The sequence below is a fragment of the Streptomyces sp. LZ34 genome, assembly GCF_053890475.1.
Genome location: NZ_CM132680.1, coordinates 5,238,530 through 5,263,515, shown reverse-complemented (window position 1 = coordinate 5,263,515; position 24,986 = coordinate 5,238,530). Strand labels below are relative to the sequence as shown.

General features: G+C 71.3%; 26 protein-coding genes. 18 read left to right on the top strand and 8 right to left on the bottom strand.

Annotation, left to right across the window (positions count from 1 at the left end; translation table 11 throughout):
• Positions 1 to 34 precede the first annotated feature (34 nt).
• Complete coding sequence (locus ACWY4P_RS20985; protein ID WP_456212080.1) at positions 35 to 1,813, bottom strand: dolichyl-phosphate-mannose--protein mannosyltransferase; 1,779 nt, start codon at positions 1,811 to 1,813, stop codon at positions 35 to 37.
• 131 nt (positions 1,814 to 1,944) lie between these two features.
• Between ACWY4P_RS20985 and rsmI the strand changes: the two genes are divergently transcribed.
• The 6 genes from rsmI to ACWY4P_RS20955 all read left to right on the top strand — a co-directional run bounded on the left by rsmI (position 1,945) and on the right by ACWY4P_RS20955 (position 7,765).
• The gene (gene rsmI / locus ACWY4P_RS20980) at positions 1,945 to 2,832 is read left to right on the top strand and encodes a 16S rRNA (cytidine(1402)-2'-O)-methyltransferase (protein WP_456212079.1); all 888 of its coding nucleotides are present in this window, start codon (positions 1,945 to 1,947) and stop codon (positions 2,830 to 2,832) included.
• A gap of 161 nt (positions 2,833 to 2,993) precedes the next feature.
• Complete coding sequence (locus tag ACWY4P_RS20975; RefSeq protein WP_456212078.1) at positions 2,994 to 3,428, top strand: hypothetical protein; 435 nt, start codon at positions 2,994 to 2,996, stop codon at positions 3,426 to 3,428.
• 132 nt (positions 3,429 to 3,560) lie between these two features.
• Complete coding sequence (locus tag ACWY4P_RS20970; RefSeq protein WP_456212077.1) at positions 3,561 to 4,493, top strand: TatD family hydrolase; 933 nt, start codon at positions 3,561 to 3,563, stop codon at positions 4,491 to 4,493.
• 93 nt (positions 4,494 to 4,586) lie between these two features.
• Complete coding sequence (locus ACWY4P_RS20965) at positions 4,587 to 5,789, top strand: ubiquitin-like domain-containing protein (protein ID WP_456212076.1); 1,203 nt, start codon at positions 4,587 to 4,589, stop codon at positions 5,787 to 5,789.
• A 41-nt stretch (positions 5,790 to 5,830) separates the two neighbouring features.
• Positions 5,831 to 6,700, top strand: a complete 870-nt coding sequence (gene rsmA, locus ACWY4P_RS20960; RefSeq protein WP_456212075.1) for a 16S rRNA (adenine(1518)-N(6)/adenine(1519)-N(6))-dimethyltransferase RsmA — start codon at positions 5,831 to 5,833, stop codon at positions 6,698 to 6,700.
• A gap of 132 nt (positions 6,701 to 6,832) precedes the next feature.
• On the top strand, positions 6,833 to 7,765 hold the full coding sequence (locus ACWY4P_RS20955; protein WP_456212074.1) for a 4-(cytidine 5'-diphospho)-2-C-methyl-D-erythritol kinase: 933 nt from the start codon (positions 6,833 to 6,835) through the stop codon (positions 7,763 to 7,765).
• Positions 7,766 to 7,800: 35 nt separating this feature from the next.
• Here the strand turns inward: ACWY4P_RS20955 and ACWY4P_RS20950 are convergent, their stop codons facing one another.
• A complete protein-coding gene (locus ACWY4P_RS20950) occupies positions 7,801 to 8,229 on the bottom strand; it encodes a hypothetical protein (RefSeq protein WP_456212073.1) in 429 nt (142 codons plus the stop codon).
• A 165-nt stretch (positions 8,230 to 8,394) separates the two neighbouring features.
• Here ACWY4P_RS20950 and ACWY4P_RS20945 point away from each other — a divergent pair, with 165 nt between their 5' ends.
• The 3 genes from ACWY4P_RS20945 (at position 8,395) to ACWY4P_RS20935 (ending at position 13,399) form a co-directional block, all read left to right on the top strand.
• Complete coding sequence (locus ACWY4P_RS20945; protein ID WP_456212072.1) at positions 8,395 to 10,221, top strand: ABC-F family ATP-binding cassette domain-containing protein; 1,827 nt, start codon at positions 8,395 to 8,397, stop codon at positions 10,219 to 10,221.
• Positions 10,222 to 10,488: 267 nt separating this feature from the next.
• A complete protein-coding gene (locus ACWY4P_RS20940) occupies positions 10,489 to 12,363 on the top strand; it encodes a hypothetical protein (protein ID WP_456212071.1) in 1,875 nt (624 codons plus the stop codon).
• A 346-nt stretch (positions 12,364 to 12,709) separates the two neighbouring features.
• Positions 12,710 to 13,399: a helix-turn-helix transcriptional regulator gene (locus tag ACWY4P_RS20935; RefSeq protein ID WP_456212070.1), complete on the top strand. Its 690-nt coding sequence runs from the start codon at positions 12,710 to 12,712 to the stop codon at positions 13,397 to 13,399.
• Positions 13,400 to 13,410: 11 nt separating this feature from the next.
• On the opposite strand, the gene ACWY4P_RS20930 is transcribed toward ACWY4P_RS20935, so the two are convergent.
• Positions 13,411 to 13,734 carry a hypothetical protein gene (locus ACWY4P_RS20930; RefSeq protein ID WP_456212069.1) on the bottom strand — a complete coding sequence of 108 codons (324 nt, stop codon included), beginning with the start codon at positions 13,732 to 13,734 and terminating at the stop codon, positions 13,411 to 13,413.
• A 42-nt stretch (positions 13,735 to 13,776) separates the two neighbouring features.
• On the bottom strand, positions 13,777 to 15,447 hold the full coding sequence (locus ACWY4P_RS20925) for a sodium:solute symporter family protein (protein ID WP_456212068.1): 1,671 nt from the start codon (positions 15,445 to 15,447) through the stop codon (positions 13,777 to 13,779).
• Positions 15,448 to 15,632: 185 nt separating this feature from the next.
• Between ACWY4P_RS20925 and galT the strand changes: the two genes are divergently transcribed.
• The 4 genes from galT (at position 15,633) to ACWY4P_RS20905 (ending at position 20,073) form a co-directional block, all read left to right on the top strand.
• Positions 15,633 to 16,676, top strand: a complete 1,044-nt coding sequence (galT, locus tag ACWY4P_RS20920) for a galactose-1-phosphate uridylyltransferase (RefSeq protein WP_456212067.1) — start codon at positions 15,633 to 15,635, stop codon at positions 16,674 to 16,676.
• On the top strand, positions 16,673 to 17,659 hold the full coding sequence (gene galE / locus ACWY4P_RS20915; RefSeq protein ID WP_456212066.1) for a UDP-glucose 4-epimerase GalE: 987 nt from the start codon (positions 16,673 to 16,675) through the stop codon (positions 17,657 to 17,659). Before galT ends, galE begins: the two co-directional genes overlap by 4 nt.
• A 3-nt stretch (positions 17,660 to 17,662) precedes the next feature.
• Complete coding sequence (gene galK, locus ACWY4P_RS20910) at positions 17,663 to 18,862, top strand: galactokinase (RefSeq protein ID WP_456212065.1); 1,200 nt, start codon at positions 17,663 to 17,665, stop codon at positions 18,860 to 18,862.
• Positions 18,863 to 19,203: 341 nt separating this feature from the next.
• Complete coding sequence (locus ACWY4P_RS20905) at positions 19,204 to 20,073, top strand: LuxR C-terminal-related transcriptional regulator (protein ID WP_456212064.1); 870 nt, start codon at positions 19,204 to 19,206, stop codon at positions 20,071 to 20,073.
• Here the strand turns inward: ACWY4P_RS20905 and ACWY4P_RS20900 are convergent.
• The gene (locus tag ACWY4P_RS20900; RefSeq protein WP_456212063.1) at positions 20,032 to 20,529 is read right to left on the bottom strand and encodes a MarR family winged helix-turn-helix transcriptional regulator; all 498 of its coding nucleotides are present in this window, start codon (positions 20,527 to 20,529) and stop codon (positions 20,032 to 20,034) included. The two genes, ACWY4P_RS20905 and ACWY4P_RS20900, sit on opposite strands and share 42 nt — an antisense overlap.
• Positions 20,530 to 20,652: 123 nt before the next feature.
• On the opposite strand from ACWY4P_RS20900, the gene ACWY4P_RS20895 reads away from it, so the two are divergent.
• Positions 20,653 to 21,477, top strand: coding sequence for a trans-aconitate 2-methyltransferase (locus tag ACWY4P_RS20895; protein WP_456212062.1), 825 nt, complete (start codon positions 20,653 to 20,655; stop codon positions 21,475 to 21,477).
• A complete protein-coding gene (locus tag ACWY4P_RS20890; RefSeq protein WP_456212061.1) occupies positions 21,474 to 21,824 on the top strand; it encodes a VOC family protein in 351 nt (116 codons plus the stop codon). Before ACWY4P_RS20895 ends, ACWY4P_RS20890 begins: the two co-directional genes overlap by 4 nt.
• 103 nt (positions 21,825 to 21,927) lie before the next feature.
• Here the strand turns inward: ACWY4P_RS20890 and ACWY4P_RS20885 are convergent, their stop codons facing one another.
• Entirely contained in the window at positions 21,928 to 22,179 is a 252-nt protein-coding gene (locus ACWY4P_RS20885; RefSeq protein WP_456212060.1) for a hypothetical protein, read from the bottom strand.
• A gap of 11 nt (positions 22,180 to 22,190) precedes the next feature.
• Between ACWY4P_RS20885 and ACWY4P_RS20880 the strand changes: the two genes are divergently transcribed.
• The gene (locus ACWY4P_RS20880; RefSeq protein WP_456212059.1) at positions 22,191 to 22,544 is read left to right on the top strand and encodes a Uma2 family endonuclease; all 354 of its coding nucleotides are present in this window, start codon (positions 22,191 to 22,193) and stop codon (positions 22,542 to 22,544) included.
• A gap of 135 nt (positions 22,545 to 22,679) precedes the next feature.
• Here ACWY4P_RS20880 and ACWY4P_RS20875 read toward each other — a convergent pair whose 3' ends face one another.
• Both ACWY4P_RS20875 and ACWY4P_RS20870 read right to left on the bottom strand, forming a co-directional pair.
• The gene (locus ACWY4P_RS20875) at positions 22,680 to 23,195 is read right to left on the bottom strand and encodes an ATP-binding protein (protein WP_456212058.1); all 516 of its coding nucleotides are present in this window, start codon (positions 23,193 to 23,195) and stop codon (positions 22,680 to 22,682) included.
• Positions 23,170 to 23,685, bottom strand: coding sequence for a hypothetical protein (locus ACWY4P_RS20870; protein ID WP_456212057.1), 516 nt, complete (start codon positions 23,683 to 23,685; stop codon positions 23,170 to 23,172). Before ACWY4P_RS20870 ends, ACWY4P_RS20875 begins: the two co-directional genes overlap by 26 nt.
• A gap of 211 nt (positions 23,686 to 23,896) precedes the next feature.
• Here ACWY4P_RS20870 and ACWY4P_RS20865 point away from each other — a divergent pair, with 211 nt between their 5' ends.
• Positions 23,897 to 24,769, top strand: a complete 873-nt coding sequence (locus tag ACWY4P_RS20865) for a helix-turn-helix domain-containing protein (RefSeq protein WP_456212056.1) — start codon at positions 23,897 to 23,899, stop codon at positions 24,767 to 24,769.
• Positions 24,766 to 24,978 (top strand): DUF397 domain-containing protein, encoded by a 213-nt coding sequence (locus ACWY4P_RS20860; RefSeq protein WP_456212055.1) that lies wholly within the window; start codon positions 24,766 to 24,768, stop codon positions 24,976 to 24,978. Before ACWY4P_RS20865 ends, ACWY4P_RS20860 begins: the two co-directional genes overlap by 4 nt.
• Positions 24,979 to 24,986: the final 8 nt, after the last annotated feature.

Here is a 24,986-nt window from a genome sequence, read left to right as displayed (position 1 = left end):
ATCGAGCGCGGCGGCCTTGCGCCCTGCGGGGCCGTCAGATCCAGGTGTCGAGCCAGATCCGGGCCCGCCATTGGTCTATCGGCAGGGTCTGACCTGTGTAGAGGGGGAAGAAGTAAATGAAGTTCCAGATGATGAGCAGCACGAGCACTCCCGCGCCGACCGTGCCCACCACCCGCCGGTTGTCCGAGGCCCCCGGCGGCCCCACGATGGCGCCGACCATCATCGCCACCGCCAGACACAGGAACGGCACGAAGACCACGGCGTAGAAGGAGAAGATCGTGCGCTCCTGGTACAGGAACCACGGCAGATAGCCCGCCGCCAGGCCGCACAGGATCGCGCCCGCCCGCCAGTCCCGCCGCAGCGCCCACCGGAACAGCAGATACACCACCGCGAAGCAGGCCGCCCACCACAGCAGCGGGGTGCCCAGCGCCAGCACCTCGCGGGCGCACTTCTCGGTCGCGTCCTTGGGGCAGCCGGCCTCGCCGGGGGACGGGGACTCGTAGAAGTAGGAGACCGGGCGGGACTGGACCAGCCAGCTCCACGGATTGGACTGGTACGGGTGCGGGTCGTCCAGCTTCACATGGAACTTGTAGACCTCGCTCTCGTAGTGCCACAGGCTGCGCAGCGGGTTCAGCCAGGCCCAGAGCCCGTGGTCGCTGTAGCCGCCGCCCCCCTGCGCCTTCGGGGTCTCGGCCCAGTGCCGGAAGTAGCCGCTGTGGGTCCAGCCGGTCCGGTCGCTGTAGCGGCCGGTGGTGGTGAACCAGCCCCACCAACTGGCGAGATAGGTGACCAGCGCCACAGGCACGGTCGTGAGGAAGGCCCACAGGGTGTCGCGGCGCAGCACCGCGCGGAAGGGGCGGCGCGCGCCGGCCGTGCGGCGGGCGCCCATGTCCCACAGGACCGTCATCACACCGAAGGCCGCCAGCACGTACAGGCCGTTCCACTTGGTGCCGGCCGCCAGGCCCAGGCACACCCCGGCCGCGATCCGCCACGGCCGCACACCGAGCTTCAGCCGCGCCGCGATCTCCGCGTCGGGGCGGGCGGTGCCGTCCGGGCCGACCGGCAGGGCGGCGGCGAGCCGCGCCCGCGCCTGGTCCCGGTCGATCAGCAGGCACCCGAAGGCGGCCAGGACGAAGAACATGACGACGAGGTCGAGCAGCGCGGTGCGGCTCATCACATAGTGCAGGCCGTCCACGGCCAGCAGCAGGCCCGCCAGACAGCCCAGGAAGGTGGACCGGAACAGCCGCCGCCCGATCCGGCACAGCATGAGCACCGACACCGTGCCGAGCAGGGCGACCATGAACCGCCAGCCGAAGGGGGTCAGGCCGAAGAGCTGCTCGCCGACCGCGAGGACCCACTTGCCCACCGGCGGGTGGACGACATACCCGGCGGCGTCGCTCAGCGGGATCTGCTGGGGATCCCCGATGATCTTGGCGTTGGCGTTCTTCGGCCAGGTGCCCTCGTAGCCGAGCCGGAGCAGTGCCCAGGCGTCCTTGGCGTAGTACGTCTCGTCGAATATGACCTTGCCGGGGCGGTCAAGACGCCAGAAGCGGAGCAGCCCGGCGAACAGCGCGACCAGCAGCGGCCCGCCCCAGCCGGTCCAGCGGGCGATCCGCGACGCCGCCGGCGGAGCCGCGCCCAGCGCCTCCCACAGCCGGGTCCCCGGCTGTGGGTAGGGGGGCACCAGCCGCTCCCGTACGTCGGACCGCGGCCGGCCCGCGTATCCGAAGCGGCGCAGCCGCCGCTGCCAGGCGGGCGGATGCTGGCCGGCGGCTCGGCCCGGCTGGGCGTGGGTCGCGGTGTCACTCGTCACCCGGCCCATCGTAGGGAAGCGGACTATGAGAGTGGCGAGCCAAGTCGTCCGGCTGGGGATCAGAGGCCGTCCGTCGGGGTTTCCGGGGACCGCCCGTCGGGGTTTCGGGGGCCGCCCGCCGGGCTGCGAGGATGGATCGCGTGACAGGAACGCTGGTACTGGCAGGGACCCCCATCGGCGACACGCGGGACGCGCCCCCGCGGCTGGTCGCCGAGCTCGCGGCCGCCGACGTGGTGGCCGCCGAGGACACCCGGCGGCTGCGCCGCCTCACCCAGGCGCTGGACGTGCAGCCGCGCGGCCGGGTGGTGTCCTACTTCGAGGGCAACGAGTCGGCCCGTACGCCCGAGCTGGTGGAGGCGCTGGCCGGTGGCGCGCGGGTGCTGCTGGTCACCGACGCGGGCATGCCGTCCGTCTCCGACCCCGGCTTCCGCCTGGTCGCCGCGGCCGTCGAGCGGGGGATCACGGTCACCGCGGTGCCCGGGCCGTCGGCCGTGCTCACCGCGCTCGCGCTCTCCGGGCTGCCGGTGGACCGCTTCTGCTTCGAGGGCTTTCTGCCGCGCAAGGCGGGCGAGCGGCTGGGGCGGCTGCGCGAGGTCGCGGCCGAGCGCCGCACGCTGGTGTACTTCGAGGCGCCGCACCGCCTGGACGACACGCTGGCCGCCATGGCCGAGGTGTTCGGCGCGGACCGGCGGGCCGCCGTGTGCCGCGAGCTGACCAAGACCTACGAGGAGATCAGGCGCGGCCCCCTGAAGGAGCTGGCGGCCTGGGCGGCCGAGGGCGTACGGGGCGAGATCACGGTGGTGGTCGAGGGCGCCGCCGAGCCGGAGCCCGGCGCCGCCGACCCGGCCGAGCTGGCCCGCCGGGTCGCGGTCCGCGAGGAGGCCGGGGAGCGCCGCAAGGAGGCCATCGCGGCGGTCGCACAGGAGGCGGGGCTGCCCAAGAGGGATGTGTTCGACGCCGTCGTGGCGGCAAAGAACGCGGCACGAACCGAGCCACGCGAAGGTAAAGGGAAAGGCTGAAAAGCAAAGGTTAGGCCGGGTGGTGGGGGCGTTGAGGCATCCGGCCGCCAAATCTCCCTCAAGAGGTGGAAGGGCAGCTGCACTCCGGGCCGGTAAAGGCGTCCACTGGAGGTGGGACGTCCAGTCCCGGAAGACTTGTCCTGCGGACAAGAGGAGTTGCCATGAGCGAAATTGCGGGTACCCCGAGCGGCGTTCGCCCGATAGCCCACACCACCACCGACGCGACGGACGGGGAGGTCGCCCACGAGGCGTACGCCTTCGCGTGCATGAAGTGCGGGCACGGCTGGGAGCAGTCGTACGACATCGAGCACCACGTGGACGCCGAGGGGAGGGCGTTTGTCATCTACTTCACCGACGGCATGCGCGTACGGTCCCCGCTGACCAGCCCCAACTGCCACAACTGCGGCGCCGACCTCGTGCGCATCATGAGGTCCGGTCAGGTGTCGACGGCTCTGCGGAGCCTGGGCACGGAGCCCCGGCGGCGCACCCGGCGGGCGGACGCGGAGACGCCCGACGCCACACCGGCGCCGCGGGGGCGGCGCGGTCACCACTGGCATCTGTCGGATCTGCTGCACCCGTTCCAGAGCCGGAAGTGAACCACCGGTGGTGAACCGCCGGAAGTGAACCACCGGATGTGAGTCCGGCCACACGCACATGAGCCGGGCCGTATCCGAATGAGCGCCATGAGTGCGATTCTCCGCATTTCGCCAACAAATAGAATCGCGCTCATGGCGCAGTCACAAAACAAAAAGGACCTGCCTCCGCCGCTCCCCGAGCCGCTGCGGGTCCCGGTCGCCGATTCGCATACCCACCTGGACATGCAGTCGGGCACGGTCGAAGAGGCCCTCGCCAAGGCCGCCTCGGTCGGCGTGACCACCCTCATCCAGGTGGGCTGCGACCTCGCCGGGTCGCGCTGGGCGGCGAAGACGGCCGAAGCCCACGAGAACATCTGGGCCACCGTGGCCCTGCACCCCAACGAGGCGCCGCGCATCGTCCACGGCGACCCTGATGGCTGGTCCCGGCAGGGCGCGCGCGAGCCCGGCGGCGAGGCGGCCCTGGACGCCGCCCTGGAGGAGATAGCGGCCCTCGCCGCACTTCCGCAGGTGCGGGGCGTCGGCGAGACCGGCCTCGACTACTTCCGCACCGGCCCCGAGGGCATCGCCGCCCAGGAACGGTCCTTCCGCGGCCATATCGCCATCGCCAAGCAACACGGCAAGGCGCTGGTCATCCACGACCGGGAGGCGCATTCGGACGTGCTGCGGGTGCTCGCCGAGGAGGGCGCGCCCGAGACCGTCGTCTTCCACTGCTACTCCGGCGACGCCGCCATGGCGGAGATCTGCGCGGAGCGCGGCTACCACATGTCCTTCGCGGGCAACATCACCTTCAAGAACGCGACCCCGCTGCGCGAGGCCCTCGCCGTCGCCCCGCTCGACCTGCTGCTCGTCGAGACCGACGCGCCCTTCCTCACCCCGGCCCCGTACCGCGGACGGCCTAACGCCCCGTACCTCATTCCGCTCACCCTGCGGGCCATGGCGGAGGTCAAAGGCGTCCCCGAGGACACCCTCGCGGCCGCCGTCGCGGCCAATACCGCGCGGGTTTTCGGCTGTCGCGCGCCGGTTTCCGGCGCCGGCGAGCCAGGGGAAGGGCACCACTCACAGTAGTCATACCACTTTGGAGAGTTGTCGCGGCTCCGCTACAGTCCCGGGACTCGTGCCCTGATCAGTGGACTTGTGGAGTGTTGCCGGAGTGTTCTCGTGAGCCGTACGCAAGGCGGCCGCCGTGTCGCGGGCAGTCACCGCGACGCGGGCGGCCGGGCCGCCGCCCGCCGGGCCGCGCGCCGCAGTCAGCGCGCCGCCGCCCGGCCCGAGCAGCTGCGCCGGCTGCTGCCCCAGGCGCTGGTCGTCGCCGCGCTGGCCGGCGGCACCTCCGCCTTCGTGGCCCAGGACAAGGCCGTACGGCTCAGCGTCGACGGCAGCGCCCGCACCCTGCACACCTACGCCGAGGACGTCGCGGAGCTGCTCGAGGACGAGGACGTGGACATCGGCGCCCACGACCTCGTCGCCCCCGCGCCCGGAGCGGCCCTCGTCAGCGGCGACCGGATCGCCGTCCGCTACGGCCGCCCGGTCACCCTCACCGTCGACGGAGAACGCCGCCGGGTGTGGACCACCGCCCACACCGTGGACGGCGCGCTGCGCCAGCTCGGGGTGCGCGCCGAGGGCGCCCACCTCTCCGCGTCGCGCTCCGCCTCGATCTCGCGGCACGGCCTGGACCTGGACGTACGGACCGAGCGCACCGTCACCTTCATGGCCGACGGGCGCGAGCACACCCTCCGCACCAACGCGGCCACCGTCGCCGAGGCCCTGGCGGAGGCCAGGATCGCCCTGCACGACCAGGACACCACCTCCGTGCCCCAGGAGAGCTTCCCGCGCGACGGCCAGACCATCTCGGTCATGCGGATCAGCGGCCGCGAGGAGGTGCGCGACCGGGCCATCCCCTTCCCGACCGTCCGGCGCGCGGACCCCACCGTCCTCCAGGGTGCCGAGCTGCTGGCCGCCGTGGGCGAGCCGGGCCTGGAACGCACCACCTACCTGGTGCGCACCGTCAACGGCGTCCGGCAGCGGCCCCGGAAGCTGCGGACCCGCGTGGTGCGGGAGCCCGTGACGCGCGTCGTACGGGTCGGCACCAAGCCCCGGCTGCCGCTGCCCGTGGCCGGCGCGGAGGGGCTCAACTGGCAGGCCATGGCCCACTGCGAATCCGGCGGGCGGCCGGACGCGGTCGACGGCTCCGGCCGGCACGGCGGGCTCTACCAGCTCGACCAGGACACCTGGCGCGACCTGGGCGGGCACGGGCGCCCGCAGGACGCCCCCGCGGCGGAGCAGACGTACCGCGCGAAGAAGCTGTACGTACAGCGGGGGGCGAGCCCCTGGCCGCACTGCGGGCAGCGGCTGAGCCGGTAGCTTCGCGCCGGAGCGTTTCTCGAGGGCCGTAAACTTCACCGGTGAGCTCCACCGACGCAGGCGCCCTGCTGGGCCCCGCCGATATCCGCGAACTGGCCGCCCGGCTCGGCGTACGCCCCACCAAGCAGCGCGGCCAGAACTTCGTCATCGACGCCAACACCGTCCGCCGGATCGTCCGGACCGCCGACGTCCGGCCCGATGACGTGGTCGTCGAGGTCGGCCCGGGGCTCGGCTCGCTGACCCTGGCCCTCCTGGAGGCCGCCGACCGGGTCACGGCCGTCGAGATCGACGACGTGCTCGCGGCCGCGCTCCCCTCGACGGTCCAGGCGCGGCTGCCCGGCCGCGCGGACCGCTTCGCGCTCGTCCACTCCGACGCGCTGCACATCACCGAGTTGCCCGGCCCCGCGCCCACCGCGCTGGTCGCCAACCTCCCGTACAACGTCGCGGTCCCGGTGCTGCTGCACATGCTCGACCGCTTCCCCACCATCGAGCGGACCCTCGTCATGGTCCAGTCCGAGGTCGCCGACCGGCTCGCGGCGCCGCCCGGCTCCAGGGTGTACGGCGTGCCGTCGGTGAAGGCCGCCTGGTACGCCGACGTCAAGCGCGCCGGGGCGATCGGCCGCACCGTCTTCTGGCCCGCGCCGAACGTCGACTCCGGCCTCGTCTCCCTCGTCCGCCGCCCCGCCCCGCCCCGCACCACCGCCACCAAGAGCCAGGTCTTCGCGGTGATCGACGCGGCCTTCGCCCAACGCCGCAAGACGCTCCGAGCGGCCCTCGCGGGCTGGGCCGGATCCGCCGCGGCGGCGGAGGCCGCGCTGACGGCGGCCGGGATCTCGCCCCAGGCGCGGGGCGAGGCCCTGACGGTGGAGCAGTTCGCGGCGATCGCGGAGCAGGGGCCCGCGACGGGGTAACCCCATCCGATATGCGGCTCCGCCGGGTGGGCCGCGGGCGGGACAATGGGCGCGGTGCCGTGACCGACGAACGCCCCCGGCGACCGGCCCCGACAAACACATGCGACGAACAGCCGCTAGGAGAGACCAGCCGTGACCCGATCCGTGACCGCCCGCGTGCCCGCGAAGGTCAATGTCCAGCTCGCGGTCGGCGGCCTTCGGCCGGACGGCTTCCACGACCTGGCCAATGTCTTCCTCGCCGTGGGGCTGTACGACGAGGTCACCGCCACCCCGGCCGACGACCTGCGGATCACCGTCTCCGGCGCGGACGCGGACAGCGTGCCGCTCGACCGCACCAACCTCGCCGCCCGCGCCGCCCTCGCGCTGGCCGCGCGGCACGGCGTCGAACCGCGGGTGCATCTGCACATCGCCAAGGACATCCCCGTGGCCGGGGGCATGGCGGGCGGCAGCGCGGACGCCGCCGGGGCGCTGGTGGCGTGCGACGCGCTGTGGCGGACGGCGGCCGCCCGCGCCGAGCTGCTGGAGATCTGCGCCGAGCTGGGCAGCGATGTGCCGTTCAGCCTGGTGGGCGGGGCGGCCCTGGGCCGGGGGCGGGGCGAGCTGCTGACCCCGCTGGAGACCGGCGGTACCTTCCACTGGGCGTTCGCCGTCGCCGAGGGAGGCCTGTCCACCCCCGCCGTCTACCGCGAGTGCGACCGGCTGCGCGCCGCCGACGGCCAGGGGGCCACGGTGGACGACGTGCCCGACCCCGAGCCGTCCGCGGCCCTCCTGGAGGCGCTGCGTGCCGCGGACGCGAGCGCGCTCGCCGCCGCCGTGACCAACGACCTTCAGCCCGCCGCGCTGTCCCTGAGGCCCGCCCTGGCCGACACGCTGCGCGCGGGCACCGACGCGGGCGCCCTCGCCGCGCTGGTGTCGGGCTCGGGCCCGACCTGCGCCTTCCTCGCCGAGGACGCGGAGGCGGCCGCCGCCGTCGCGAAGGCCCTGGCCGCCTCGGGCACCTGCCGTGCCGTACGGGTGGCCACGGGGCCGGCGGCAGGGGCGACCGTCGTCCGCTCGGGCGGGTGACGGGCGTCGGCTGAACCCGCCGATGACCAGCGGGTTCAGCCGATGACCAGCAGGTTCACCAGCCAGGCGATGCCGAGCGCCACCAGCGCGGCGCCCCACACCGCGCGGCCGAGCAGCCGGGAGGAGAAGGCCCCCCAGGTGCCGGCCAGCGCGGCGACCAGCGAGGTGTAGACGGCGATGTAGACGATGGTGTCCTGGCCGCTGTCGGTGCAGATGAAGCTGGTGTCGTCGACGCCGCACTCCGACCCGGCGGACATCGTGATCATGGGCAGGAACATGAGGGTCCCCCCGGCGCCGAGCCACACCACCCCGACCGCCAGCGCCCGGATGATCCGCGATCTGCGGTCCGCCCGCCGCTGCACGGCGGCCCGCTCCGCCTCGGCCGCCCTCGCCTGGGCCAGCTCCTGCTCCCGGTCCGCCTCGATCGTGCCCGCACCGGCCCACAGGCCCCTCGCGTGATCCATGGCAGAGGACGCTAGGAGCGAGATCACCCGCGGGGCATCCGTACGGATACTCAGACGAGGTACTCACCGCGGTGTACTCACAACGCCGTACTCATAACGGCGGGCCCGGACCGCTTCGTGCGGCGACTACCCTGGGATGCCGATCGACCCGTGTACAGGAGTGTGATGGCCACCAACTTGGTCAACGTCGAAGCCGTCGGCAAGGTGTACGGCACCCGGGCGCTGCTCGACGGCATCTCCCTCGGGGTGAACGAGGGCGACCGGATCGGCGTCGTCGGCCGGAACGGTGACGGCAAGACCACCCTGATCCGGATCCTCGCCAAGCTCGAGCCCGCCGACACCGGCCGCGTCACCCACGCCGGGGACCTGCGGCTCGGCGTGCTCACCCAGCACGACTCGCTCGACCCCGCGGCCACCATCCGCCACGAGGTCATCGGCGATCTCGCCGACCACGAGTGGGCGGGCGACGCCAAGATCCGGGACGTGCTGACCGGGCTGTTCGGCGGGCTCGACCTGCCGGGCTTCGCGCAGGGCCTGGAGACCGTCATCGGCCCGCTCTCCGGCGGCGAGCGCCGCCGGATCGCGCTCGCCAAGCTGCTCATCGCCGAGCAGGACCTGGTCATCCTGGACGAGCCGACCAACCACCTCGACGTCGAGGGCATCTCCTGGCTGGCCGGCCATCTGCGGGCGCGGCGATCCGCGCTGGTGGTGGTCACCCACGACCGCTGGTTCCTGGACCAGGTCTGCACCCGCATGTGGGATGTGCAGCGCGGCGTGGTGCACGAGTACGAGGGCGGCTACAGCGACTATGTGTTCGCGCGCGCCGAGCGGGAGCGCATCGCGGCCACCGAGGAGACCAAGCGGCAGAACCTGGTCCGCAAGGAGCTGGCCTGGCTGCGCCGCGGCGCCCCGGCCCGTACCAGCAAGCCCCGCTTCCGCATCGAGGCCGCCAACGCGCTGATCGCGGACGTGCCGCCGCCCCGCGACTCCGCGGAGCTGATGAAGTTCGCCAACTCGCGCCTGGGCAAGACCGTCTTCGACCTGGAGAACGTGACCGTCCAGGCGGGCCCGAAGCTGCTGCTGAAGCATCTGACCTGGCAGCTGGGGCCCGGCGACCGGATCGGCCTGGTGGGCGTGAACGGCGCGGGGAAGACCTCGCTGCTGCGGGCGATGACCGAGGCGGCCGACAGCGACGGCGAGCGGCAGCCGGCGGGCGGCCGGGTGGTGGTCGGCCGGACCGTCAAGCTGGCGTATCTGTCGCAGGAGGTCGCGGAGCTGGACCCGACCTGGCGGGTGCTGGAGGCCGTGGAACAGGTGCGGCAGCGCGTGGACCTGGGCAAGGGGCGGGAGATGACCGCCTCGCAGCTGTGCGAGAAGTTCGGCTTCACCAAGGAGAAGCAGTGGACGCCGCTCGGCGACCTCTCCGGCGGCGAGCGGCGCCGGCTACAGGTGCTGCGGCTGCTGATGGACGAGCCGAACGTGCTGTTCCTCGACGAGCCGACGAACGACCTCGACATCGAGACGCTGACCCAGCTGGAGGATCTGCTCGACGGCTGGCCGGGCTCGCTCGTGGTGATCAGCCACGACCGGTACTTCATCGAGCGGACCACGGACCGGGTCTTCGCGCTGCTGGGCGACGCGACCCTGCGGATGCTGCCGCGCGGCGTCGACGAGTACCTGGAGCGGCGGCAGCGCGCCCAGGCGGCCGCCGCGGCACCGGCGGCCGTGGCGTCCGGCCGGCAGAAGGCTGTGGAACAGCCGGGCGCGGGGCAGAAGTCGGCGGCCGAGCAGCGCGCCGCGAAGAAGGAGCTGCAGAAGATCGAGCGGCGCCTGGACCGCATCGGCGAGCAGGAGGCGGAGCTGCACGAGCGGATCGCCGAGCACGCCACGGACTTCGCGAAGGTCGCGGAGCTCGACGCGCGGCTGCGGGAGTTGACGGCGGAGCGGGAGGAGCTGGAGACCCGCTGGCTGGAGCTCGCCGAGGACGCGTAGCGACGCCGCAGGAGGACGGGGCGTGAAGTCGGCGTGTGAAGGCGGTGTGGACAAGGGCAACGGTCGCGTCACAGGCCGGTCTCAGCTGGTCGATGAGGCTGAGACCGGCCCTTGGCCTGACAGCACCGGGTGATACAAAGAACTCCCGCTTGCCTGCCGCTCAATGGCGGGTTTTGTGTCCGATTCGCTCCTTCCTGGGAGGCTTTGAACCCCGGGATCGCGGGGGAGGCCGATCGGTTCACAGACCCGCGCACAAAGGAAATTCCGATGTCACAGCCGCCTCCGCCGCCCAATCAGCCGCCGCAGGGCGGTTTTGGCGCACCGCAGGACCCCTCGTACGGCTATCCGCAGCAGCCGCCGGGACCGCCGCCCGCCCAGCCGGGCTACGGCTACCCGCAGGCGCCGGGCCAGCCGCCGCAGGCTCCCCAGACCCCGCCGCCCGGCCCAGCGGGGCCGCCCCCGCCCGGCCCGGCGACGCCGCCCCCGCCCGGCCCACCCCAGACTCCTCCGTCGGGCATGCCTCAGACGCCCCCGCAGGGCGCCGGTGGCTACGGCTATCCGCAGCCGCAGTCCGTGCATGCGCAGGCGACGCAGGTGGGCATGCCCGCGGCGTACGCGTCCGGCCAGCAGCCGCAGTACGGATACCCGCCCCAGGGCCCGTACCCGCCCCAGACTCCGTACCCGGCCGGGACGCCGGGCGGCCAGGGCGGCGGCAACAAGTCCAAGCAGCGCATGATGATCATCGTCAGCGCGGTGGTCGCGGTCGCGCTGATCGTCGGCGGCGGCATCTTCTTCGCCACCAAGGGTGGCGGTGACGACCCCGACCCCAAGCCCACGGGCAAGGAGACCACTCAGCAGAGCACCTCGGGGACGACGGGCGGCACCAAGGAGCCCGCGCCCGAGACCGTCGACGCGAAGGTGATCAACAAGATCGACATGCCGAAGGTGAGTGACCAGATCACCACCGAGGGCATGTGGGTGACCGACGACACCTTCGTGAAGGCCGACGTCTACAAGATCGTCGGCTATCCGCTGGACGGCGGAAGCCCGAAGTGGAGCATCCCGCTGGCGGGCGAGGTCTGCTGGTCCTCGGCCCATGTGACCGAGGACGGCCTGACGACGATCCTCTTCCAGGAGGCCAAGCCCTCCAAGGCGGACAAGTACCCCTCCTGCACGGAGGTCGGGCTGTTCGACCTGAACAACGGCAAGATGGTCTGGCAGAAGCATGTGAGCGACGGCGACGACAAGATGCGCTTCGACGAGGTGACCCTCGGCGGCGGCACCGTCGCCGCGGGCGGCACCAGCGGCGGCGCGGCCTGGTCGCTCGACGGCAAGCTGCTGTGGAAGCCGAAGGAAGGCGAGGAGTGCTCGGACGACGGCTACGCGGGCGGCAGCGACAAGCTGGTCGCCGTGCGGCGGTGCGGTCAGTACGACAACCCGCAGATCCAGGTGCAGACGCTGAACCCGAAGACGGGCGCGGTGAAGTCCAGCTACAAGGTCTCCGCTGGCCTGGACTACGTCCACGTCGCCTCCACCGACCCGCTGATCATCGGCATGGACGCGGGTGACTCGACGGGCGCCGCGGTCTCCGACTTCCTGACGATCGACGACAGCGCCAAGGAGGGCAAGGTCGTCAGCAAGATCTCCACGGAGGGCGGGAAGTACGTCGCCCGGTGTGAGACGACCAATGTCGAGGGCTGCACGATGATCGCCGTCAGCAAGTCGGCGGACACCTTCTACATGGGGTCGGAGGACCGCACCAGCGCCACGTCCGGCACAGCGAACGAGATCGTCGCCTTCAGCCTGAAGACCGGCAAGGCGGTCGGCAAGGCCGACGGTGTCGAGGGCGCGGCGCTGACGCCGCTCGGCCTGGACAAGGACGGCTTCGTGATCGCCTACCAGGAGAGCACCTACAGCCAAGGCGGCGCGGTCTGGCGGATCGACCCCAAGTCCTACAAGAAGGACAAGCTGCTGCAGAACCAGGTCGCCGACCATGACATGGAGTCCAACTTCAGCCCGGAGTACTCCGAGATCGCCTACGCGAACCAGCGGCTCTACATGAGCGACACCTACGCCACCAAGCCCAGTGGCAGCTACGACAAGGACGACCCGCTCGCCGTGATCTTCGGCGCGGGCGGCTGAGCCCTCTCTTTTTAAGGGCTCGGTTCAGGCCCGTCGGTCGCGCGTCCACGGCGGCCCCGCTCGTACGGTACGTACGGGTGGGGCCGCCGCCGTTGGTGCCCGCAACGGTCCGATTCGGACTCCAAGTAGATGTCAAGTAGGCGCGAATGGCCGGGATTTCGGCATTCCGGGGGGCTTCTTCCGGGTAAGGGGCGCATGACGTCGAACAAGCGTGTAGCTTCCCGGGGCAAGGGATTCCAAGGCCTCTGTACGAGGCCCGGTGGTCGAGGGGGTGCTGGCGCGGACGGCGGGACTGAGCGGTCTGGGGGCGGCCGGGACTTCGTGCCTGAGCGGATGGGGGGAGCTCGTGGGCGTGCGACTCATGGTGGTCGATGATCACCGTTTGCTCGCCGAGGCGCTCGCTTCGGCGTTGAAGCTGCGTGGGCACCGGGTGCTCGCGGCGGCCGCGCCGAGCGCGGGGGCGGCGGAGCTGGTGGTGAGCCGGTCACCGGAGGTGTGTCTGCTGGGCACGGCGGCGCCCGCCGAGCCCGGTGCCTTCGAACCGGTCGTACGGATAAAGAAGGAGCGGCCGCAGGTCGCCGTGGTGGTGCTGGGCCCGGTGCCGAGCCCGCGCGGCATCGCGGCCGCGTTCGCGGCCGGGGCGTCCGGCTATGTGCGCCATGACGAGCGCATCGAGGGCGTCGAGCGGGCGATGGTGAAGGCGCGGGCGGGGGAGGCCGCCGTGGCGCCGCAGCTGTTGCAGGGCGCGTTCGCGGAGCTGCTGAACCCGGCGGCGCAGCCGGACGACGAGGGCTCCCGGCTGCTGCGGATGCTCACCCCCCGCGAGGTGGAGGTGCTGGTTCGGGTCGCGGAGGGCGAGGACACCAGGCTGATCGCCGCGGGCATGGGGATCGCGCCCAGCACGGCGCGTACCCACGTCCAGCGGGTGCTGATGAAGCTGGGGGTGGGGTCCCGGCTGGAGGCGGCGGCCCTGGCGGCGCGCACGGGGCTGCTGGAGCGGGCGGTGAGCACACACCAGGCGGCGTCCCCGCCGTAGCGCGGCCGGGCTCAGCCGCCGCCCGCGTCCGGCCCCGGACCCTCCTCGGGCGGCGCGGGCGCGGGGTGCGGCGGGGCGGGGGGCCGCAGCTTCAGCCAGAGCAGGAAGAGCAGCCCGAGGACGAGCATGCACAGGCCCGTCCAGAGGTTGATGTTGATGTTCTCGGCCTTTTTCAGGTCCGCGTCCGAGACGGTGATCCCGGCGATGGTGACCAGGATTCCGTAGATCACGAACAGCCCGCCGATGATCCGCCGTACGTCGAACAGCCGGGCCGCGGTCGCCGACTTCTCCTCGAGCTCCTCGACCTGGTGCTGGTACTCGTACTCATCACTCATGACTCGGACTTGCCTCCGATCGGAAGGCCGCTGGGGAGAAGGTCACAGGGAGAACGGGACGTAGCACAGCGCCGCCAGGACGATCGCGCCCCAGCCCAGCAGGGCCGGCCGGCGGTACCAGGCCTCGTCGCCGGCGGCCGGCGGCTCGGCCACGCCGGGGGAGGTGGTCCCGTAGACCAGCCCGGCCAGCGACTCCACCGGCTTGGGCTTGGTGAACAGCGAGACGCCCACCATCACCAGGCCGCCGGCCACGAACGCCACGATCGCCGAGACGAAGTTGGCCCCCTGGTCGCTGGGGATGGAGATCACGCCGCCCTTGTAGAGCCAGAAGTAGTTGATCATCGCGGCCACGGTCCCGGACAGCAGCCCCCAGAACCCGGCCGCGGCTGTGGCCCGCTTCCAGAACATGCCGATGATGAAGACGCAGAACAGCGGCACGTTGAAGAACGAGAACAGGGTCTGCAGATAGTTCATGATGTTGCTGAACGAGGAGGCGATGAAGGCCGTCCCCATGCCGCACACCACGCCGACCGCCGTCACCACGCGCCCGGTCAGCAGGTAGTACCCGTCCGGGCGGTCCTTACGCACATACGCCGCCCAGATGTCGTTGGTGAAGACGGTGTTGAAGGACGAGACATTGGCCGCCATGCCCGCCATGAACGCGGCGAGCAGACCGGTCACCGCGACGCCCAGCACGCCGTTGGGCAGCAGGTCGCGCATCAGCAGCGGGATCGCGTCGTTGTACTGAAGCCCGCTCTTCTTGCTGCCCAGGCCCGGCTCGATGACCAGCGCGATCAGCCCGGGGACGACCACGATCAGCGGGATGAACATCTTGGGGTAGGCGGCGATCAGCGGGGTGCGCTGGGCGGCCGAGAGGTTCTTGGCGGACAGGGCGCGCTGCACCTCGGCGAAGTTGGTGGTCCAGTAGCCGAAGCTGAGGCAGAAGCCGAGGCCGAGCACGATCGTCAGCCAGTTGGCGCCCAGCGGGTTGTCGGAGCCGATGCCGGTGCCGCCCCAGGCGGAGGTGAAGTTCTCGCCGTACCTGTCGTTGAGCGAGTCGGCCAGCCCGCCCCAGCCGCCGACCCGCTTGAGGCCGACGACGGTGAGCGGGATCAGGGCGGCCAGGATGACGAAGAACTGCAGCACCTCGTTGTAGATCGCCGAGGAGAGCCCGCCGAGGGTGATGTACGCCAGCACGAAGAAGCCCGCGATCACGATGGCCACCCACTGCGGCCAGCCCAGCAGCGCCTCCACCACGATCGCCATCGCGTAGAGGTTGACGCCCGCGATCAGCACGGACGCCACCGAGAAGATGATCGAGCTGAGCAGGTGCGAGGAGGGCCCGTACCGGTGCAGCAGGAACTCGGGGACCGACCGCACCTTGGAGCCGTAGTAGAAGGGCATCATGACCAGGCCGAGGAAGACCATGGCCGGGACGGCGCCGACCCAGTACCAGTGCACGGTGTACGCGCCGTACTGCGCGCCGTTGGCCGCCATGCCGAGGATCTCCAGGGCGCCCAGATTGGCGGCGACGAACGCGAGGCCGGTCACCCAGGCGGGCAGCGATCGGCCGGACAGGAAGAAGTCGAGGCTTGTCCTGACGCTCGCTTTGGCGGCGAATCCGACGCCCAGGACGACCACGAAGTAGAGGATGAGAATGGAGTAGTCGAGTGCGTTGGTGGGGAGCCGGAGGCCTTCGGCCAGACAGTGCATGAGTGACTCGCTTCATCGCCAGAACGGAATGCACCAGAAACGTGCGGTGAAGGTATCCGAATTCTCCTGCTTTGTCCGGCCACCTTCACGCTCATTGACGCGGCTGTTGAGTTGTGGTTCATTGTGTTTGGTTGTGTTGGGTGGCAGCCGTTGGATGACACATGGCAGTGACAGGAGTTGGCGGAGTGAAGAAGACGGCGACGCGGCTCGCGGATGGACGCGAGCTGATCTACTACGACGCGCGCGATGACGCGGTGCGCGACGCCGTCGACCCGCGGCCCCTGGACCCCATCGCCACCAGCTCCGAGATCCGCCATGACCGCCTGCTCGGCGACAAGGTCGCGGTCGCCTCGCACCGCCAGGGCCGCACCTACCACCCGCCGGCCGACGAGTGCCCGCTGTGCCCCTCCCGCGAGGGCCGGCACAGCGAGATCCCCGCCGCCGACTACGACGTCGTGGTCTTCGAGAACCGCTTCCCCTCGCTGGCCGGGGACTCGGGCCGCTGCGAGGTCGTCTGCTTCACCTCCGACCACGACGCCTCCTTCGCCGATCTCACCGTCGAACAGGCCGCCCTCGTCCTGGAGGCATGGACCGACCGGACCGCCGAACTGGCCCAACTCCCCTCCGTCGAGCAGGTCTTCTGCTTCGAGAACCGCGGCAAGGAGATCGGCGTCACCCTCGGTCACCCGCATGGGCAGATCTACGGGTATCCCTTCACCACGCCTCGTACGCAGCTGATGTTGCGTTCGCTCGCCGAGCACAGTGAGCGCACCGGCCGCAACCTCTTCGACGACGTGGTCGCCGACGAGCGGGCCGACGGGCGGCGCATCGTGCTGGACGGCGAGCACTGGATCGCCTTCGTGCCGTACGCGGCGCACTGGCCGTACGAGGTGCACCTGTATCCCAAGCGGCGCGTCCCCGACCTCCGCGACCTCGACGAGGGCGCGCGCACAGAGTTTCCACAGATGTATCTGGAACTCTTGAAGCGGTTCGACCGGATTTTCGGCCAGGGTGAGCCGCCGACGCCGTACATCGCCGCCTGGCACCAGGCACCGTTCAGCATCGCGGACCGGGGCGAATTCGCACTTCACCTCGAGCTTTTCACCATCCGCCGCACTTCCGGCAAGCTGAAGTTTCTCGCGGGTTCCGAATCCGGCATGAATGTGTTCATCAACGATGTGCCGCCGGAGGCCGCGGCCGAGCGACTGCGAGAGGTAGCGAGCAAGTGAGCAATGCGCAGCAGAGGAAGTACCTGGTCACGGGCGGTGCCGGCTATGTCGGCAGCGTGGTTGCGGCGCATCTGCTGGAGGCCGGTCACCGGGTGACCGTCCTGGACGACCTGTCCACCGGGCACCGTGCCGGGGTGCCGGAGGGCGCGGAGTTCATCGAGGGGCGCATCCAGGACGCCGGCAAGTGGCTGGACCCCTCCTACGACGGCGTGCTGCACTTCGCGGCCTTCTCGCAGGTCGGCGAGTCCGTCGCCAACCCGGAGAAGTACTGGGTGAACAACGTCGGCGGGACCACCGAGCTGCTCGCGGCGATGCGCGAGGCGGGCGTGCGCAAGCTCGTCTTCTCCTCCACAGCCGCCACCTACGGCGAGCCGGAGCAGGTCCCGATCACCGAGGACGCCCCGACCGCGCCGACCAACCCGTACGGGGCCACCAAGCTCGCCGTCGACCACATGATCAGCGGGGAGTGCGCGGCGCACGGCCTGGCGGCGGTGAGCCTGCGGTACTTCAATGTCGCGGGCGCCTACGGGGCGTACGGCGAGCGGCACGACCCCGAGTCGCACCTCATCCCGCTCGTCCTCCAGGTCGCCCAGGGCCGCCGCGAGGCGATCTCCGTCTACGGCGACGACTACCCCACCTCCGACGGCACCTGCGTGCGCGACTACATCCATGTAGCGGACCTGGCCGAGGCCCATCTGCTGGCGCTGGGCGGCGCGGCCGAGGGCGAGCACCTGATCTGCAACCTCGGGAACGGCAACGGCTTCTCGGTCCGCGAGGTCATCGAGACCGTGCGCCAGGTCACCGGCCACCCGATCCCCGAGGTGACCGCCCCGCGCCGGGGCGGCGACCCGGCGGTCCTGGTGGCCTCGGCCGAGCGGGCCAAGGAGCGCCTCGGATGGCGCCCGAGCCGCGCCGACCTGGCCGGAATCGTCGCGGACGCCTGGCGGTTCGCGCAGCACACAGCACAGCAAAAGGAGAGCTAGCCCGTGAGTGACAGTGTGAGCGGCCCGGACCGCGCGGCGGAGGGTTTCCGCAAGGTGTTCGGGGCCGAGCCCGAGGGCGTCTGGGCCGCCCCGGGCCGGGTCAACCTGATCGGTGAGCACACCGATTACAACGACGGCTTCGTCATGCCGCTCGCGCTGCCGCACACCTGCCTGGCCGCCGCCCGCGCGCGCACCGACGGCGTGCTGCGGCTGCACTCCGGGGACGCGCCGGGCGGGATCGTCGAGCTGCGGGTGGACGACCTCGCGCCGGTCGCCGACGACGCGGGCGGCGACCGCGGCGGCTGGGCGGCCTACCCGGCGGGCGTGGTGTGGGCGCTGCGCGACGCGGGGGTGCTCTCCGGCCCTGGGGCCGGCGGGGCGGATCTGCACTACACCAGCACGGTGCCGACGGGCGCCGGCCTGTCCTCCTCCGCCGCGCTGGAGGTGGTGACGGCCACCGCGCTGAGCGAGCTGTACGGTCTTGGCCTGGAGCCGCTGCGCATCGCCCAGCTGTGCCAGCGCGCGGAGAACGTCTTCGTCGGCGTCCCCTGCGGAATCATGGACCAGACCGCGTCCGCCTGCTGCACGGACGGGCACGCGCTGTTCCTGGACACCCGTGAGCTGACCCTGCGCCAGGTGCCCTTCGACCTGGCGGCCGAGGGGCTGCGGCTGCTGGTCGTGGACACCCAGGTCAAGCACGAGCTGGGCGACGGCGCATACGCCAACCGGCGCGCCGCCTGCGAGGCGGGCGCGCGGGCGCTCGGGGTGAACGCCCTGCGCGATGTCGCGTACGAGCGCCTGAACGAGGCGCTCGACACGCTCGCCGGCGAGGAGACGCTGGTCAAGCGGGTGCGCCATGTGGTGACCGAGAACCACCGGGTGGAGGAGGTCATCGAGCGCCTCGACGCGGGCGCCACCCGGTCGATCGGCCCGGTCCTGACCGAGGGGCACGCCTCGTGCCGCGACGACTTCGAGATCTCCTGCGCGGAGCTGGACCTGGTCGTGGAGGCGGCGAACGCGGCGGGCGCGCTCGGGGCCCGGATGACCGGCGGCGGCTTCGGCGGCTCGGCGATCGTCCTGGTGGAGGAGGCGGACGCGGAGGCGGTCGGGAAGGCGGTGACCGAGGCGTTCGCGGCGGCCGGCTACCGGGCCCCGCGGATCTTCCCGGCGGTGCCGAGCGCGGGGGCGCGACGCCTCGTGTAACTAGGGTGTGCGGCTGGCGAGTTGACAGCTCCAACCGATCAAATCCCGTACCCATTCGTTGACTTACGCCTCACAACGGAACACGATCCTCACGAGAGCAGGTCAACGTCGGTGCGCCGACGGTCAGTTTTGCCGAAATTCACCCCCAGTGTCGGACCCCGGCCGTACGCTGTGCACAGCGTCGGTGGGGGCCGACGCTTATCAGGGGGCGAGACAGGCAGGTACGACGCCCGGGGTGGGGCAGCAATCAGCACGGCGGCGGCTGTGCGGTTGCGGCGACCCCTGCACCGGGCGCCGTACCCGCACTGGGTATTTCCGTATCCGGCGACGTGGGGGGTTCCGTGGCACGTATTCGGGTTCTCGTGGTCGATGACCATCGTATTTTCGCCGAGTCGCTGGCGGCCGCCCTCGCGGCGGAGCAGGACGTGGAGGTCTCGGCGGCGGGCAGCGGTCCAGCGGCGCTGCGCTGCCTGGAGCGCGGGGCGTCCGAGGGGCGCCGCTTCGATGTGATGCTGGTCGACGCCGACTTGGGCAGGGGGGTCGGCGGGGCCGTCGGCATCCCGCCGCAGCCCATGCCCGCGGCCGCCGAGTCGCTGGTGAGCGGCGCGACGACGGGCGGCGCGGCCGCCGGGTCCGCGAACGGCGGGTCCGCGAACGGCCGTGCGGGGCCCGGCCGGCTGGCGGCCGGCCGGGCGGCGGACGGCATCTCGCTGGTCGGCGGGGTCCGCTCGGCACAGCCGGGCGTGCGCACCGTGGTGCTGGCCGAGCGCGACGACCCACGCCGAGCGGCGGCGGCCCTTCAGGCCGGGGCGTGCGGCTGGGTCGCCAAGGACTGTTCGCTCTCCCGGCTGCTCGCGGTCATCCGGGGCGTGCTGCGCGACGAGACACATCTGCCGCCCGCGCTGCTCACCGGCGTTCTGCAGGAGCTGACGGCCGCCCGTAAGCACCGCACCGAGAGCGAGCGGCTGGTCGAGTCGCTGACCCCGCGCGAGCGCGAGGTGCTGCGCTGCATGGTGGCCGGGCTCGGCCGCAAGGCGGTCGCCGAGCGGCTGTATCTGTCCCCGCACACCGTCCGCACGCATATGCAGAACGTGCTGGGCAAGCTCGGCGTGCACTCCACCCTGGCGGCCGTGGCCCTGGCCCGCCGCGCCGGGGTCGGTCCGGCCGATCTAGCTGGGGAGATTGTCGAACGGGGCGGTCAGCTGGCGTAGCAGCGCGGCCAGTTCGGCGCGCTGCGCCTGGGACAGCTCGGCGAGGATGGCGTGCTCCTGGTCGAGCAGTCCGGCCAGCGCCTGGTCGGCCCGGTCGCGCCCCTCGACAGTCAGCCGCACCAGCACCCCGCGCCGGTCGCTGGGGTCGGGCAGCCGCTCAACGAGGCCCTTCTTCGCCAGCCGGTCGATCCGGTTGGTCATGGTGCCCGAGGTCACCAGGGTCTGGGTCAGCAGTTGCCCCGGCGAGAGCTGATACGGCGTCCCGGCCCGGCGCAGCGACGTGAGGACGTCGAACTCCCAGGGCTCCAGACTGTGCTCGGCGAAGGCTATCCGCCGCGCCCGGTCGAGATGGCGGGCGAGCCTGCTGACGCGGCTGAGCACTTCCAGCGGCTCCACGTCGAGGTCAGGGCGCTCCCGGCGCCACGCTGCGACCAGCCGATCGACCTCGTCCTCCATGACGATCAGTGTAGTTGGTCTGTCGACATGAAGTCTCTTGACATCAAGATATCTTCTGGAGCACCGTAGGCCGGGACGGCGTAGATCGCCGCACACCATGCGTACCTGCCAGGGGGCTTCGTCATGCACTCTTCACCCAACTGGGATCCGCGGCAGTACCTCCGCCACGCCGGCCACCGCACCCGCCCCTTCCTCGACCTCCTCGCCCGCGTCCCCGACCTCCCCACCGCCCCCGGCCGCCCGCCCCGCATCGCCGACCTCGGCTGCGGCGCCGGCAATGTCACCGTCCTCCTCTTCGACCGCTGGCCCGACGCCCATGTCACCGGCCTCGACAACTCCGCGGAGATGCTGGACGAGGCCCGCGCCCACACGGCCCCCGCCGAGGGCGGCGGCCGGCTGGACTTCCGCCCCGCCGACGCCGGGCACTGGGTCCCCGACGAGCCCTTCGACCTGATCGTCTCCAACGCGCTGCTCCAGTGGGTCCCCGGCCACACCGAGTCCTTCCCGGCCTGGACCTCCGCCCTCCGCCCCGGCGGCACCTTCGCCTTCCAGGTCCCCGGCAACTTCACCGCGCCCAGCCACACCCTGCTGGCCGACCTGTGCGAATCCCCCCGCTGGCGGCCCCACCTCTCCGCCCACGCCAAGCGCTCCGCGCCCGTCCTCGACCCGGCCGCCTACCTGGAGCGGCTGGCCGCCCTCGGCTGCGAGGTCGATGCCTGGGAGACCACCTACATCCAGATCCTGACCGGCCCCGACCCCGTCCTCGACTGGGTCAAGGGCACCGCCCTGCGCCCCGTGCTCACCGCCCTCCAGGACGACCCCACGGCCCGCGACGCCTTCCTGGCCGAATACGCCGAACTCCTCCGCAAGGCTTATCCAGCCGGCCCGCACGGCACGGCCTTCCCCTTCCGCCGTATCTTCGCCGTGGCCCGGAAAGGGGAGCGATGATCGCTGCGGTCGATCATGTGCAGCTGGCCGTCCCGCCAGGCGCCGAGGGCGCGCTCCGCGCGTACTACGGCGAAGCGCTCGGCATGACCGAGATCGCGAAGCCTCCCGTCCTGGCGGCCCGCTTCCAAAGCGGACCGGTCCAGCTGCACCTCGGCGTCGAGGAGCGCTTCCGGCCGTCGAAGAAGGCCCACCCGGGCCTCCGGGTGACGGACATCGACGCCCTCGCGGCACGGCTGGCGGAGCACGGCATCCAAGTCGTCTGGGATGAGGACCTGCCGGGCCACCGCCGCTTCTACTCCCAGGACCCGGCCGGGAACCGGCTGGAGTTCCTGGAGCCGGTCGCCTGACCTCACCCGATCGGATGATCCGACATCGTTCGGGCGGTGGCGGCGTGCGTCGGCGGCATAACGTCCCGGTGTCGCTTGTGCCGCAGTGGCGCCCGCGCCCACTTCACGGAGGAGGTGCTTCGCGATGACCGCTCTCGCGTACGAGGCTGCGGCCCTGGACGAGGTTCTGTGACAGGCGTGGAAGGCCATGGAACTCCCCGAGGGCTACCGGGCCGAGATCATCGAGGAGTCCATCGAGGTGTCGTCCACCGGCCGTCGCCGCCATGGCGTAGCCGTCAACCGTCTCCGCCGGGCCCTGCACGGCTATCCGGCAGATGGTGACCACGCCGCATTCCAGGGCCTCAACGTCATCCACCACCGCAAGGTGTGGCTACCCGATCTGGTCATCGCCCCCAGGACCTCGATGAAATCCCCGACGAGGAGGGTTTCGGGGTCGACGCGAGCGGCGTCGCGGCCGTCTTCGAGGTGGTCTCGCCCGGCCGCGAAGCCCGATCGCGCGACAGGAAGCGCAAGCGCCGGGCGTACGCCCGGGCGGGCATCCCGCTGTACGTCCTGATCGACGACTTCGACGGCGACGGGACGGTCACCGTCCTGACCTCCCCCAACCCCGACAAGGCCAGCTACGCCGACGAGCACCGCGTCCCGTACGGGACCGACGCGGTCATTCCCGACCGCCCGGCGAAGGGCTTCGTCATCGGCGACGCGATCGTGAGGCCCTGACGGCGGGTCGCCGGCCGGGGCGCTGCGGCCTGCCGCCGGGCTGACCTCCGGCCCAATGCCAGTGAATTTTGTGGTGAGTATCGGACAGCGACACGCCGTGGTGTCGGCGTGTCGCTGTCCGATACTCACCACAACTCAGGAAGTCACCGGCATTGCCGCTTGGCCGACGTCACCCCGGTCCGATCCAGCGGTGGCGTGCGCCGGAAGACGCGTTCCGCCGACCTTTGCCCACACGGTCAGCCCCTGCCGGGTGCGGCACTGCCCCCAGCGTTCGGCCACCGCCGCGACGATCAACAAGCCTCGGCCATGCTCGCTGTCCTGGCCCGGACAGCACCCGGCAGCGGTCCCGTCCACGCCTTCGTCGGACACGGCAATGATGGTCGACTGCCCCGTCAAGGCCAGTGTGACCGTGATGCTGCGGCTTTTCGTATGCTCCACCGCGTTGGCGGCGAGCTCACCGACCACGGCCTCCAGCGCTTCGGCGACCTCCTCCACCAGGCTCCAGACGTGAGCCGTTCCCCGTACGTGCCGACGGGCCACACCGGCGGACGCGAGATCGCTGCCTGGCAACGTCAGCAGGCTCAGCCCATCCGGGCTGGTACCTCCGAGGGCAGTGCTGATCGCCTCAAGAGACGCGACGTACTGGTCCACGACCGACCTCCTCAGTGCGGCGGTCCGCGAGCCACGCTCGAGCAAGACGCGCGAGGGTCGCGGCGACCGCCTCGCACAGCTCATCGCCGTCAGTGGTCAGCACGTCGGCCGCGTTCGGCTCCACGATCCAGCGACGGCCGCAGGCGGCGCGTACGCCGGTGCGCAGGTTCGCGCCAGGCGAGGGCCAGCGCATCACGCCGGAGGCGACGCAGCGAGTCCCGGTCAGCGGTGGCCAGCTCGCGAAGCAGCCCGGCGGCACAAGGAATTCGACCGTTGCCCGCAGTGGCACTTCCAGCACGAGGCCAAGAGGCGTGCCCCGGGCCCGCAGCCGGTGCAGCACTGCCGTCCCGATCGTCCGGGTCACGCGGGCCACGTCCCACGTTGCGCCGATCGGTACCTCGGCGGCCCGTCCGGTCTGCCACGCCGACCGGACGTGGGTCAGCCGGGCTCCGGTGGCGACGGCCAGTGCGGTGGGGGTGTGCGGTTTCATGGGCGGCTCCTCAAGGGGATCCATAGCCATTGCTTGATGGGAAGCGTGCCATGGGAGTCCCATGGAGTGCCTGACTGTGAGGGAAGTTCATTAATGTGGGTGACTGCTTTGGCGAAGGCGCTGACAGCAGTCAAACGCCGCGTACGCTCGCGGCGTTGACCGGCCAACCAACAGCGGCGAAGCCGCTTCGGCCCACGGGAAGGAACTGCGGATGACCGCCACACAGACGGGTCCCGCCGTACGGATGCAGATCGCTCGCGGGCTGATCTCCCTACGCGAGCGGAGCGGCTTGACGCAGGCACAGGTGGCCGAACGTGCGGGTGTCAGCAAGACAACCGTGAGCCGGTATGAGATGTGGCAGGACCGCGCCCGCATTCGCTGGGCCACGGTCAAGGCACTGGCTGACGCATGCGACGCATCCGTGGGGGAGCGGGAGGCGTTGATCCAGATGGCCAAGTCGCAGGCCGAAGGCTGGTGGGTGGGCAACAGTGCCGTGCCGGAGTGGCTGGACCCGTTGGTCTCCTTTGAGCACGAAGCCGAGTACGAGCACTTGTATGCCAACAGCGTCATCCCCGGCCTGTTGCAAACCAGGGACTACGCATGGGCAGTTCACCAGGCCCGAGAAGTCCGGAGCCCGAACGATGAGATCGAGAGGATGGTCGAGGCCCGCGTACAGCGGCAGAGCATCCTCGAAAGGCAGCCAGCGCTGCACTTGTGGGTGGTGCTGGATGAAGCGGTACTTCGGCGCGATGTCGGAGACGCTGACGTCATGGCCAAGCAGATGACGCACCTGTACGAAGTGGCCCAGAGGCCCAACATCGACATCCAGGTGCTGCCCTTCAGCGCCGGAGCGCACGCTGCCGGAGCAGGCCACTTCGTCATCCTGGGCCGGAACGATGAGCGCAACCCCCTCAACTCCATGGCGGTCGTCTACATCGAGATGCGCCGTCGTGGCCTGTACCTCGATGATGCCGAAGAAGTCGGTGCTTATAAGTTGACCTTCGATTACCTTCGTTCTCAAGCAGCCGACACCTCGGCCTCGCTGCGGCTGTTGGCAAGGACCCGACAGGAGCTGACCTCATGACCGACCGAATATCGCCCGCGACAGTCTGGTTCAAGAGCAGCTACAGCGGCGGAGAGGGCAACGAGTGCGTCGAGGTCGCGGACCTACGCGCCCACATCGGGGTTCGGGACTCCAAGAACACGGACGGTGCCGTGCTCGCCTTCTCCACCGACGCATTCGCGTCGTTCCTCACCGAGGTCAAAGCGGGCCGCTGGGACCTCCCCGCCTGAGCGGCGCT

Coding starts and splice junctions, on each gene's coding strand:
- ACWY4P_RS20945 (WP_456212072.1), top strand. CDS start 8,395: ATGGCCACCAACTTGGTCAACGTCGAAGCCGTCGGCAAGGTGTACGGC.
- ACWY4P_RS20950 (WP_456212073.1), bottom strand. CDS start 8,229: ATGGATCACGCGAGGGGCCTGTGGGCCGGTGCGGGCACGATCGAGGCG.
- ACWY4P_RS20890 (WP_456212061.1), top strand. CDS start 21,474: ATGATCGCTGCGGTCGATCATGTGCAGCTGGCCGTCCCGCCAGGCGCC.
- ACWY4P_RS20970 (WP_456212077.1), top strand. CDS start 3,561: ATGGCGCAGTCACAAAACAAAAAGGACCTGCCTCCGCCGCTCCCCGAG.
- ACWY4P_RS20865 (WP_456212056.1), top strand. CDS start 23,897: ATGACCGCCACACAGACGGGTCCCGCCGTACGGATGCAGATCGCTCGC.
- ACWY4P_RS20940 (WP_456212071.1), top strand. CDS start 10,489: ATGTCACAGCCGCCTCCGCCGCCCAATCAGCCGCCGCAGGGCGGTTTT.
- ACWY4P_RS20925 (WP_456212068.1), bottom strand. CDS start 15,447: ATGCACTGTCTGGCCGAAGGCCTCCGGCTCCCCACCAACGCACTCGAC.
- ACWY4P_RS20860 (WP_456212055.1), top strand. CDS start 24,766: ATGACCGACCGAATATCGCCCGCGACAGTCTGGTTCAAGAGCAGCTAC.
- ACWY4P_RS20895 (WP_456212062.1), top strand. CDS start 20,653: ATGCACTCTTCACCCAACTGGGATCCGCGGCAGTACCTCCGCCACGCC.
- ACWY4P_RS20975 (WP_456212078.1), top strand. CDS start 2,994: ATGAGCGAAATTGCGGGTACCCCGAGCGGCGTTCGCCCGATAGCCCAC.
- rsmI (WP_456212079.1), top strand. CDS start 1,945: ATGGATCGCGTGACAGGAACGCTGGTACTGGCAGGGACCCCCATCGGC.
- ACWY4P_RS20900 (WP_456212063.1), bottom strand. CDS start 20,529: ATGGAGGACGAGGTCGATCGGCTGGTCGCAGCGTGGCGCCGGGAGCGC.
- ACWY4P_RS20930 (WP_456212069.1), bottom strand. CDS start 13,734: ATGAGTGATGAGTACGAGTACCAGCACCAGGTCGAGGAGCTCGAGGAG.
- ACWY4P_RS20870 (WP_456212057.1), bottom strand. CDS start 23,685: ATGAAACCGCACACCCCCACCGCACTGGCCGTCGCCACCGGAGCCCGG.